Origin of the sequence: Micromonospora echinofusca (assembly GCF_017614955.1) — a bacterium.
GTDB classification, from domain to species: domain Bacteria; phylum Actinomycetota; class Actinomycetes; order Mycobacteriales; family Micromonosporaceae; genus Micromonospora; species Micromonospora echinofusca_A.
In genome coordinates, this window is sequence record NZ_WVUH01000269.1 from 1 (window position 1) to 10,087 (window position 10,087).

A 10,087-nucleotide genomic window follows, 5' to 3' on the forward strand; every position below is an offset into this window, starting at 1 on the left:
CCTTCCCGGCCAGTTCTCGCTCCCTGGTCGGTCTCCGTTCCCGGTCAGTCGAGGCGGTCGAGGAACTCCAGGGTGCGGCGCATCAGCAGTTCCGCCGCCGGCTCGTCGTAGTCGTCGCTGCTCGGGTCGGCGAAGAGGTGACCGCTACCCGGATAGAGGAACAGCTCGGCCGAGGCGATCTCCCGGGACAGCTCCTGGAGGACGTCGACCTCCGCCCACTCGTCGTCGACCATGGCGTGGAACTGCACCGGGGTACCGGCCGGCCACGGACTTCCGAAGGTCGTCGTCGGTACCCCGCTGTGCAGCAGCAGTGCGCCCAGGGCGCCGGGACGGGTCTGGGTGAGTGACTGGGCCGGCAACGCCCCGAGAGAGAAACCGGCGTACACGATGCGGCCCGGCAGTCCGGCCGCAGTGGCCAACCCCCGTCGGATGATCTCGTCGAATCCGACCGACTCGGCGTGGGCGACCCCTTCGTCCACGGTTCCGAACGTGGCACCGTCGTACAGGTCGGGCGTGTGCACCTTGTGCCCTGCGGCCCGCCACTGCTCGGCGAAGGCGAGGAAGCCGGGGGTCTGCCCCTGCGCATGGTGGAACAACAGGATCTCGGTCACCCGCCCACCCTACGGCGACCTGCAACGACCCGGGGTACCGTCGTCGGCCACTCCGGGGCTGGCCGGACGACGTGGGTCAGCTTCCGCCCGACGGGGAGGGGTGCTGCTGCGGCGGCCAGAACGGCCACTCCTCGAACGAGCTACAGCGCCCGTCCCCGGCGAAACGCATGATCCACAAGTCGCGGTACTCCCGGTCGACCGGATCGCCGTACCGGACCTCCACCCGGATCACCGCAGTATCGCCCTCGACGGCGACGATCTCGCTGGTCATCCGGAAAACCTCGTCGGGGCCGGCGCGCTGCTCGTCCCACATCCGGGCGATGGCCGGCAGCCCGACGACCGGTGTCCAGTACGGACTCTGAAGGTAGCTCGCCTCTTCGGTGAAGATCGTGGCGAGCACCTCCGTCCCCGGCGTCCGCCACGCCCGCTCGTACGCCCCGACCCAGTCGGTCACCTGTTTCCTGTCCACAGGAAGTCAGCTTTCCACCTGACCAGGTGCGGTACGGCGGGATCCGCCGGATCCCGCCTCGCCGCCAATACGCTGCCGGATGCCCGTACCGGTATTCATGATGGACAGTCGTCATTCAGTCTGCCGCCGTGCAGCCAGCCACAGGCCCAGGCAGGCCGTTGCCCGACCGGGCCGTTCCTGGCCCACCCGGCGATGACGACGAGTGGTCGCGGTTCGGCAAAGCACCTGGTTGACCGAGCTGCGCATACTGAGAGCAACGACGGATCCACAGGTTGCTGATCGACCTGTGATCGCCAGACAGGCGGAGGTCACAATGCGGTGGCTCGTTTTTCTGATCATCCTGGTGGCGGTCGGCGTGACAGTTTGGCTGTGGCGCCGCTCCCGGAGGGTCCCACCCGACATCGACAGCCAGCTTCGCCATCAGCAGGCGTCGAATGAAGCTCGCAAACAATTCGACGAGCATCGCAACCGGAGCGGCAGCAGCGGCGCCCACGGGTTCGGCGCCTGGGACATGTAGGGCATGTCTACGAGCAGCAGATCCCATGAGTGCGACGGACGGGACCACCTCGACGCCGCACAACCCGCCCTCGGAGGTCTCGGGGCAGTTCGACGTCTGAACCGCTGCTGCAACGGGATGGGAAAAGGCCGTCCCCGACTGACGGAAACGGCCTTTGAACTGGGTGGAGCTGAGGGGATTTGAACCCCTGACCCCCTCGATGCGAACGAGGTGCGCTACCGGTCTGCGCCACAGCCCCTCCGCCGGTCACAATCTCACACCGGCGTCGGCCACCTCCGGAAGGGCGGCCGGCGACAAGGCTAACAGGTCGGGTGCCCGCCCCGCGAATCACCCCCGCGTGTCCACTTCACCGCCCACCCTCACCGGTCGATCATGGAGGTGTGGTGCCACACAAAAGCTACCTTAAGGGCGATAAGGGCCACCACAACTCCATGATCAACGGGTCAGGTGCGCGGGGCAGGGGCTCAGGCGGAGTGGGAGCCGCGACCGGCCTCGTACGCGCGCCCACGCAGGCCACCGGACCGCCGGTAGGAGACCGAACCGCCCCCGCTCGCCGCCGCCGGTACGTCGTCCGGCCGGTCCAGCCCCATAGCCGCCCGGCGTACCGCCTCCCGCTGGGCAGCCAGCCGACGTTGCGTCTCCCGGCGCTGGGCGGCCCGACGGGCCTGCTCCCGGCGTACCTCGGCCTGTCGGGCCGCCAGCCAGGCCGCTTCCCGGGCCCGTGCCCGTCGCCGGCGCCGCTCGGCCAGGACCTGACCCCGCAGGTGTACGACGTACGCGCCGAGCAGGCTGACGGTGACCGAGAAGCCGATCCAGAAGCCGGGGCTGACCACCACCACCCCGACCAGTTCCACCAGGTTGAGCAGGAGCAGGGCGGCGAGGACCCGCCGTCGGCGGTACACGACGGGGGCGTGCCGGCGCCGGGGCGGACGGCGTCGGGCGCGGCCCGCCTGCCGGGGCACGATGCGCAGGCCGCCACGTCGGCGGCCGGTGGCGGGCGGCGCGGAGACCGACGGGGCGGTACCCGTCGCGCCCGCACCACGGCCGCCGAGGTGGTCGGCGGCGCTCACGGTGGTGTCCGGTGACCCGGCGGGCAGCGGCACGATTCTGCTCCGCCACGGGTTGACCGGCCGCCGGCCGGGGACAGTACGGGTCCGTCGGCGGCGCTGGAGCACCCGCGCCGTCGACTGCGCCCGCTCCGCCACCAGCCGCTCCGTGGCGTCGTACCGGCGGACCAGCGCCGGCGCGAGGGCGAGCAGACCGGCGGCGGCGAGGACGGCGAGGAGCACCGAGGTCGGCACCCTCACCCCTCCCGTCAGCCAGTTCGGGCAACCGCCCGCCTGCCGCAGGATCTTCACCCGAGTGGGGCTCGGTACGCAGATCGTGCGGGCAGGCGTCAACCGCCGCATCTACCAGTTACTTGAGGTTACGGGCCGCCGACCAGGAAGATTGTGCGCCGCGCCGGACCCCCGGGCGGGCCGCACAGATCACCGAGGCGGGCCGCACGGACCGTCGAGGAGCGCCACCCCGACCGTCGAGGCTGGTCACGCGGGTCGCCGGGGAGCGCCACGCGGGTCGCGCGAGGACTCGGGCGTTCTCAGACGGTGGCCGCCCGCAACCGGTGCCAGCGGGCCAGCAGGCCCCCCTCGGCGGCGACATCCTCACTGGTCAGCGCGTATCCGATGTGGTCACGCCAGGCGCCGTCGATGTGCATGTACCGGGCGTGGTACGCCTCCTCGCGGAAGCCGAGCTTCTCCACCACCCGCCGGGACGGGCCGTTCTCCGGCCGGATGTTCACCTCGATCCGGTGCAGGCCACCGGGGCCGAAGGCGTGGTCCACGGCGAGCGCCAACGCGGTCGGGATCACCCCGCGACCGGCCACCCGGCCGTCCACCCAGTATCCCGCGTACGCCGAACAGAATGCCCGCCGGACGATGTTGCCCAGGTTCAGGTGGCCGACCAGCCGCTCCCGGCCGTCCTCGTAGAGGCAGACGGCGAACGGCATGCCCTCGCCCCGGCGGGCGGATCGGCGCTGGTCACGATGGACGTACCGGAACGCGGAGGGTGAGTTGTACTCGTCCCACCGGCCGGCGACCGACGATTCCCAGGGCGCCAGCCAGGGCCGGTTGGCCCGCCGCACCTCCGACCAGGCCGCCGCGTCGGACCGCCGGTACGGGCGCAGCAGCACCGGGCCGTCCATCAGGGTGACCGGCCAGCCGACCGCCCTCACCGGCGCCGGTCCAGCAGGAGCACGTCCACGGTGGAGCCGGCCGCCGCCGTGGTGACCCGCTCACCGAGCACCAGCAGCCCGTTCGCTTCGGCCAGGCCGGAGAGGGTGAACGGCCCGCCGCGCAGCGGCTGCACGGTGTACCCGCCGCCGCGTCGCTCGGCGACGTGCGCGGGACGGAACTCGCGTAGCCCGCGCGGCGACGACACGGTCTCCAGCAGGTGGGCCCGGACACTCGGCCGGAACACCGGCTCGGCTCCGGCGAGCAGCTGGATCGCCGGCCGGGCCAGCACCTCGAAGCCGATCAGCGCGGCCCCGGGATCACCGGGTAGACAGACCACCGGCACCTCCTCGGCACCGACCGTACCGAATCCCAGTGCGGTGCCGGGATAGAGGGCGACCTCGGTGAAGGCGACCGGCCCGGCCCGGCCGCCCTCCCGGCGGGACAGGATCCGCCGGACCATGTCCCCCGGCCCGGTACCCGTACCCCCGGTGGTGATGATCAGGTCGGCCCGCAACGTCTGGTCCTCGAGGAGCCCCCGCAGTCCCTCGGGATCGTCGTCGCAGATGCCGATGCGGTACGCCAGCGCGCCGACCTCGGCGGCGGCGGCGGTCAACGCGTGCGAGTTGGCGTCGACGATCTGGCCGGGCTGGCTGGCCCGGCCGACGTCGACCAGTTCGTCCCCGGTGGCCACGATCACCACGCGGGGGCTGGGTCGGACCACGACGTGTCCGATGCCGGTGGCCGCGAAGACCGCGACCAGGGCCGGCGAGATGTACGAGCCGGCGCGGGCGAGCAGCGTACCGGCCGGCAGTTCCTCCCCCGCCCGGCGTACCCCGAACCCCCGCTTGGGGGTGCGGTAGATCTCCACGGCGGCCATGCCCTGGTCGGTCCACTCCACCGGGACGACCACGTCGGCGGCGAGCGGCAGCGGCGCTCCGGCGGCCACCGAGAAGCACGAGCCCGGGGTGAGCCGGACCGGCCGCCAGCTCGCCGCGCCCAGGTCACCGACCACGTTGAGCCGCACGGGTACGGGCGTGCCGGCCGGGGCGTACCCCCGGCCGGCACCCGCGATGTCCTCCCAGCGGGCCGCGTACCCGTCCACGGCGGCCTGGTCGAAGGCCGGGAACGAGTGCGGCGCGACGACGTCCTCGGCGAGGACGTTGCCGAACGCCTGGGTGAGGTCGAGGTCGAGTGGGGGCAGCGCGCGTAACCTGCGCAGCACGCTGCCCAGGTAGTCGGCGAGCGGCGTCAACTCGTTCGCGGCCGCCTCGGCGTCGGCCGTCGCTGTCATGTACCAGATCCGCCGGAGTTCACGAACTCACCGAGCCACCGGCGGAAGTCCGCGCCGAGGTCCTCCCGTTCGCAGGCGATCTGCACCACGGTCTGGAGGTACCCCAGCGGCATGCCGGTGTCGTACCGGGTGCCCCGGTAGACGATGGCGTGCACCGGTGTGCCCTCGTCGAGCAGCAGCCCCATGGCGTCGGTGAGCTGGATCTCGCCACCGCTGCCGGGCTTGGTCCGTCGGATCGCCTCGAAGATCCGCCCCGGCAGGACGTACCGGCCGAGGATGGCGAGGTTGCTCGGCGCCTCCTCCGGCGCTGGCTTCTCCACCAGACCGGTCACCCGGACCACCTCGCCGAGGTCGGACAGGCCCTCCTCGGCCGGCGCGACCGAGGCGATGCCGTACCGCTTGGTCTCGGCCGGGTCGACCTCGAAGAAGGCCAGCACGATGCCGCCGGTGCGGGCCTGGAGGTCGAGCATGGCCGGCAGCAGCGGCTCGGCGGGTTTGACGAACTCGTCGCCGAGCAGCACCGCGAAGGGCTCGTCGCCGACGTGCGCCTCGGCGAACCCGACCGCGTGTCCGAGGCCGAGCTGTTCGGGCTGCCGGGTGGTGTAGATCGCGGCCAGTTCACCCGGGCGGCGTACCGCGGCCAACCGCTCCGCGTCGCCCTTCTCGGCGAGCCGGGCCTCCAGGTCGGGCCGGCTGTCGAAGTGGTCGACCATGGCGGTCTTGCCCCGGCCGGTGATCAGCAGGACGTCGGTGATGCCGGCGTCGGTGGCCTCCTCCACGATGTACTGCAGCACGGGGCGGTCGACGACCGGCAGCAGCTCCTTCGGTACCACCTTCGTCGCGGGCAGGAACCGGGTCGCCAGGCCGGCGGCGGGGATGACGGCCTTGACCGCCCGCCCCGACGTGCCCGGGGTGGAGGTCGCCGTTGCTGGGGACGCTGAGTGCTCCGACATGTCGCGAGACTATCGGCCACGGCTCTGTCGTGGCGGTTGTGGCCCGCAAGACGCGCCGCCGGGGGACGCGCCGGCCCGGTCGCCGGCCGCCGGTCGGGGGTCCTCCGGGGTACCCGCAGCGGCCGGCACGCCGACCTCGCCGGCCGGCGGCGCCGGGGGTGCGGTGGCCGGCGGCACCGGCGCGGTACCCGGTCGCGCCGGGGGCGCGGTGGCCAGCCGGTACGTGTCCCGACCGGCCGCCTTCGCCGCGTACAGCGCGTCGTCGGCGGCGTCGAGTACCTGCTGCCCGTTGGCGGCGTGGTCGGGGAAGACCGCGATGCCGATCGAGACGGTCACCGGGATGTCCACCTCCACCGGCCGCTGGCCGGTCGGGGTGCCGGGGTGCGGGTGGACGGTGACCGGGGTGGCCCGGATCGCCGCGCCGAGCCGTTCGGCGACGATCGTCGCGCCACGCGCGTCGGTCTCCGGGAGCAGTACCACGAACTCCTCGCCGCCGGAGCGGAACGCCAGGTCCACCTCGCGGATCTCGGCGCGCAGCCGGCCGGCGAACTCGGCGAGCACGGCGTCGCCGGCCGCGTGCCCGTGGGTGTCGTTGACCTCCTTGAACCGGTCCAGGTCGAGGGCGAGCACGCTGAGCATCCGGCCGAACCGGCTGGCCCGCTCCACCTCCCGACGCATCGACTCCTTCAGGTAGCGGTAGTTCCACAGCCCGGTCAGCGGGTCGGTCAGGGAGAGCCGCTGGACCTCCTCGTGCACCCGGACGTTCTCCACCGCGATGGCGGCGTGCCCGGCGAAGGTCCGCAGGGTGTCCAGGTCGGCGTCGTCGAAGTCGTCCCCGCCGAGGCAGTCGTAGAGCACCAGCACGCCGAGCGCGGGCCCGGTGCCGGTACCGGCCCGACCGTTCTCCCCGGCCGCCGGCCGGCCGCCGTTGCCGGCGGCACCGTGGGTGGCGGTACCGGGCCCGTTGATGCCCGTTCCGCTGGCGGTGCCGGGACCGTTGACCACGCCGGAGCCGGGACCGTTGATGCCGGCGTTGGGACCGTTGAGCACCGTCTTCCGGGCACCGTTCCCGGGCACCGCCCGTACGCCGTTCCCGACGATCCCCGGGACCGGTTCCGTAGCGGTCGGGCCGGGTGCCGCGAACGGGACCGCGAGATAGGTGTCACAGCGCGGCTCGTCGGGGGACCCGGCGGTACCGGCCGCTCCGGGCCGGCCACGCTGCGGTCTGCCGGTGGCCGCGACGGCCCCGAGCACCCCGCTGCCCAACGGCACCCGCAACGATCTCGGATCCACCGGGTCCGGGTGGTGGGGGCCGGGGCCCGCCGGTACCGGCCACCGCCCGTCCAGCCCTTCGGCGCACTGCCCGACCAGGACACCGCCGACGGGGTCGACCAGCAGCACCAGGCCGGCCCGGGCACCGGTCGCGGTCATCGCGCTGCGCAGGATCACCCGCAGGATGCGGGGCAGGTCGTGGGTACTGGCCAGGGTGTCGCCGAGCACCGCCAGGTGCCCCCGGAGCTGGTCCCGGCTGGTGGTCAGCGCCCGCACGTACGACTCGGTCTCCCGGGTCATCCGGTTGAACGTGCTGGCCAGCCGGCCCACCTCGTCGCGGGTCCGGACCGGCACCCGGGTGGCCAGGTCGCCGAGGGCGACCCGGTCGACGGCGTGGGCGAGTTCGGCGAGCGGCCGGGTGGTGATCCGGGCCAGCCGCCAGGCGGTCAGTACGGCGAGCAGGCCGGCGAGGACGACGGCGCCGACGAGGACCGCGTAGAGGCCCTGCGGATGCTCGGCGGGCACGGAGAGCACCAGCGGCAGGGGTTGCCCGGGTGACGGGCCGACCCGCCGTACGTAACGGCCGTCGGCGGTCTCCGCGACCGTGTCACCGGCGATCCGACCGGCTGCGGCGAGCACGTCGTCCCGGCTGGCCGTCGCCTCGGTGGTGTGCGTGACCGCCGCCGGGACGGACCGTTCGTCGAGGAGCGTGACGGCGGTACCGGTGACGGCGGCGAGCCGGGCCACGAACGCGGTGTCGAGGAACTGGGCGGCGATCACGGCACCGAGGTCGGCGCCGCTGACGTCGCGCAGCTCGACCCGGGCGGCGAGGACCCGGGCCGGCATGCCGGGCGGGGTCCGGCCGGCGCAGTCGGTCCACGGTGCGGGGGGCGCGTCGGGGGTCACGAAGGTGGTCTGCCCGGCGGGGTCGGTGATCCGGACCGCGCTGGCGACCCCACGGGTGACGAGTTGGCTGGCCGCACCGGCCCGGGTCGCCGCCTCCGGGGTCATCGCGAGCACGTCGACCGTCGCGCGGAGCTGCTGGCAGAGCGCGCCGACGGCGGTCCGGGCAGCCGATGCGGCAAGGTGGAGCCGCTCCACCGAGCGTTGGTGAGCGACGGCCGCCATGGTGCCGCCGACGAAGAGGGCGCCGAGCAGCACCGGCCCGAGCACGACCGCGAGGAAAGCGGTGGTCAACCGTCCACGCAGCGTCACTCGGTCCCCCCGGAAGTTCCGCACCTGTTTGGATGCTGACACAGTGCAACCAGTTCATCAGCGTTACGCGAGGGGCGTGGCGTGCCAGAATTTCCAAAAGGAGCAGATGTGACAGTTGGTGACAAGGTCGACCTGCGGCGGTCGCTGCTCGCCCGCCGTCGTGCGCTGTCGGCCGGGACCCGGGTCGCGGCCGCCCAACGGGTACGCGCCGAACTGCTCGACCTGGTCCGCCGGCTCCGCCCGCAGCGGGTCACCGGGTACGTCCCGGTGGGCTCCGAGCCGGGTGGCCCGGAGCTGCCCGAGGTGCTGCACGCCGCCCTGCCACCCGGCGCGGAACTGCTGCTCCCCGTGCTCCGGGACGATCTGGATCTCGACTGGGCGGCGTACGCCGGGCCGGGTGCCCTGGTGGCGGCCGGCCGGGGCATGCGGGAACCGACCGGACCCGGGCTCGGAGTGACCGCCGTGGCGACCGCCGACCTGGTGGTGGTACCCGCCCTGGCGGTGGACCGTCGGGGCCTGCGGCTCGGTCGGGGTGGCGGCTCCTACGACCGGGCGTTGGCCCGGGTCCCGGACGGCACCTGGACGGTGGCCCTGTTACACGATGGTGAACTGCTGGACCGGTTGCCCGCCGAGCCGCACGACCGGCCGGTCCGGGCGGTCGTCACTCCTGACACGGGGTTACGGGTGCTGTCCGCCCCGTGAGTGGCGTCGGTCACGGCTCGGCTGGACGAACCAGGGTCCGATGGCGCACCATTGGCACTCGAACGTGTCGAGTGCCAACCAGGCATGCCAGATCCGGAGGAGACCGTGCCCACGTACCAGTACGCCTGCACCGCGTGCGGTAACCAGCTCGAAGCGGTGCAGTCCTTCAGCGACGCGCCGCTGACGGAGTGCCCGGCGTGCCAGGGGCGCCTGCGCAAGCTGTTCAACTCGGTCGGCATCGTCTTCAAGGGTTCCGGTTTCTACCGGACGGACTCCCGGACGGCGGGCAAGGAATCCCTCCCCGGCACCACCAAGCCGGCCACCAAGACCGAGTCGTCGGGCGGGTCGGACTCGTCCTCGTCGGGCAGCTCGACCAGCGGCGGTTCGGCGACCGGCAGCTCGACCGGCTCCAGCTCCGGCTCGGGTGGTTCCGGCTCGGGTGGTTCCACCACCAAGGCTGCCAGCAGCAGCGCCTCCGCATAGCAGATCCACCGCGCTCCCGGGCGTTGTCCACAGGCGCCCCGGTTGTCCACAGCCCGGCCGTCGGACGCCCCGGGTGACCGCGCCGTACGCCTAACCTCCAGCTGCCCACCGGTACCGCCATCGGCGGCGGGCCGGGGGCGGCGAGGAGGCGCGCGATGACCGGCCGACGCGACAGCCGGGAGACCGAACCGACCCTGCGCCCGGTGCGCTGGCCGACCTGGCCGCGCCGGGCCACCGTGCTACGTGGGGCGCTGGTCGCGGTGCTGCTGCTGCTCGCCGCCGGGGCGCTGTACTCGCGCGGCACACCGTCCTGCGACCCGGCGTCCACCGGCACCGGCCCCAC

The 10,087-nt window shown here is 73.3% G+C and carries 10 protein-coding genes, 1 tRNA gene and 1 pseudogene; 4 read left to right on the plus strand and 8 right to left on the minus strand.

Annotated elements, in window-relative coordinates; all coding sequences use genetic code 11:
- Nucleotides 1-44: 44 nt before the first annotated feature.
- Together GSF22_RS24690 and GSF22_RS24695 are read right to left on the minus strand one after the other, a co-directional pair.
- The gene (locus tag GSF22_RS24690) at nt 45-611 is read right to left on the minus strand and encodes a dienelactone hydrolase family protein (protein ID WP_208816124.1); all 567 of its coding nucleotides are present in this window, start codon (nt 609-611) and stop codon (nt 45-47) included.
- Between the two features lie 76 nt (nt 612-687).
- On the minus strand, nt 688-1,080 hold the full coding sequence (locus GSF22_RS24695; RefSeq protein WP_208816125.1) for a YybH family protein: 393 nt from the start codon (nt 1,078-1,080) through the stop codon (nt 688-690).
- 229 nt (nt 1,081-1,309) lie between these two features.
- Between GSF22_RS24695 and GSF22_RS24700 the strand changes: the two genes are divergently transcribed.
- Nucleotides 1,310-1,597, plus strand: coding sequence for a hypothetical protein (locus tag GSF22_RS24700; RefSeq protein WP_208816126.1), 288 nt, complete (start codon nt 1,310-1,312; stop codon nt 1,595-1,597).
- 164 nt (nt 1,598-1,761) lie between these two features.
- Here GSF22_RS24700 and GSF22_RS24705 read toward each other — a convergent pair.
- The 6 genes from GSF22_RS24705 to GSF22_RS35060 all read right to left on the minus strand — a co-directional run bounded on the left by GSF22_RS24705 (nt 1,762) and on the right by GSF22_RS35060 (nt 8,559).
- Nucleotides 1,762-1,835: transfer RNA gene (locus GSF22_RS24705), tRNA-Ala, on the minus strand.
- Between the two features lie 226 nt (nt 1,836-2,061).
- Nucleotides 2,062-2,904: a divisome protein SepX/GlpR gene (gene sepX / locus GSF22_RS24710; protein ID WP_208816127.1), complete on the minus strand. Its 843-nt coding sequence runs from the start codon at nt 2,902-2,904 to the stop codon at nt 2,062-2,064.
- A 290-nt stretch (nt 2,905-3,194) separates the two neighbouring features.
- Nucleotides 3,195-3,797: a GNAT family N-acetyltransferase gene (locus GSF22_RS24715; protein ID WP_208816132.1), complete on the minus strand. Its 603-nt coding sequence runs from the start codon at nt 3,795-3,797 to the stop codon at nt 3,195-3,197.
- 26 nt (nt 3,798-3,823) lie between these two features.
- Nucleotides 3,824-5,119, minus strand: a complete 1,296-nt coding sequence (locus tag GSF22_RS24720; protein ID WP_208816128.1) for a molybdopterin molybdotransferase MoeA — start codon at nt 5,117-5,119, stop codon at nt 3,824-3,826.
- Nucleotides 5,116-6,072 carry a UTP--glucose-1-phosphate uridylyltransferase gene (locus tag GSF22_RS24725; protein WP_208816129.1) on the minus strand — a complete coding sequence of 319 codons (957 nt, stop codon included), beginning with the start codon at nt 6,070-6,072 and terminating at the stop codon, nt 5,116-5,118. The genes GSF22_RS24720 and GSF22_RS24725 overlap by 4 nt, the downstream gene beginning before the upstream one ends.
- Nucleotides 6,073-6,081: 9 nt before the next feature.
- Entirely contained in the window at nt 6,082-8,559 is a 2,478-nt protein-coding gene (locus GSF22_RS35060) for a diguanylate cyclase (RefSeq protein WP_307804286.1), read from the minus strand.
- A gap of 108 nt (nt 8,560-8,667) precedes the next feature.
- On the opposite strand from GSF22_RS35060, the gene GSF22_RS24740 reads away from it, so the two are divergent.
- From GSF22_RS24740 to GSF22_RS24750, 3 genes and pseudogenes are all read left to right on the plus strand, one after another.
- Nucleotides 8,668-9,261, plus strand: a complete 594-nt coding sequence (locus GSF22_RS24740; RefSeq protein WP_208816130.1) for a 5-formyltetrahydrofolate cyclo-ligase — start codon at nt 8,668-8,670, stop codon at nt 9,259-9,261.
- A 105-nt stretch (nt 9,262-9,366) separates the two neighbouring features.
- A complete protein-coding gene (locus GSF22_RS24745) occupies nt 9,367-9,744 on the plus strand; it encodes an FmdB family zinc ribbon protein (protein WP_208816131.1) in 378 nt (125 codons plus the stop codon).
- A 155-nt stretch (nt 9,745-9,899) separates the two neighbouring features.
- Nucleotides 9,900-10,087, plus strand: a pseudogene (locus GSF22_RS24750) (hypothetical protein); the annotation flags it as partial.

What these genes read in the sequence shown, in the direction of transcription:
- GSF22_RS24715 (WP_208816132.1), bottom strand. Translation starts at nt 3,797, where the DNA reads ATGGACGGCCCGGTGCTGCTGCGCCCGTACCGGCGGTCCGACGCGGCG.
- GSF22_RS24720 (WP_208816128.1), bottom strand. Translation starts at nt 5,119, where the DNA reads ATGACAGCGACGGCCGACGCCGAGGCGGCCGCGAACGAGTTGACGCCG.
- GSF22_RS24725 (WP_208816129.1), bottom strand. Translation starts at nt 6,072, where the DNA reads ATGTCGGAGCACTCAGCGTCCCCAGCAACGGCGACCTCCACCCCGGGC.